Annotated in this window: 1 protein-coding gene; it reads left to right on the top strand. The window is 65.5% G+C overall.

The annotated features are described in order from the left end of the window. Positions 1 to 275: KR domain-containing protein (locus AAHZ94_RS35355; protein ID WP_349997719.1), on the top strand; the 275-nt coding region annotated here is incomplete at both ends.

Below are 275 nucleotides of genomic sequence, written 5' to 3'. Positions count from 1 at the left end.
AACCCCCAACAACTCCAAAACCTCCTCAACACCATCCCCACCCACACCCCCCTCACCACCATCATCCACGCCGCCGGGACAACGGACACCGAGTACATCGAAGGGTTGGGCCCGGACCGGCTCCAGCACGTCCTTCGGTCGAAGGCGTTGTCCGCGTACCACCTGCACGAGTTGACGAAGGACCTGGACCTCAGCGCATTCGTCCTCTTCTCCTCCGGCGCCGCCACCTGGGGCGGCAGCCACCAAGGCGCCTACGCCGCCGCCAACACCTACCT

Origin of the sequence: Streptomyces sp. HSW2009 (assembly GCF_040240285.1) — a bacterium.
GTDB lineage: Bacteria > Actinomycetota > Actinomycetes > Streptomycetales > Streptomycetaceae > Streptomyces.
The sequence above is the reverse complement of the archived record's forward strand: the minus strand, read 5'-3'. Positions and strand labels throughout refer to the sequence as shown.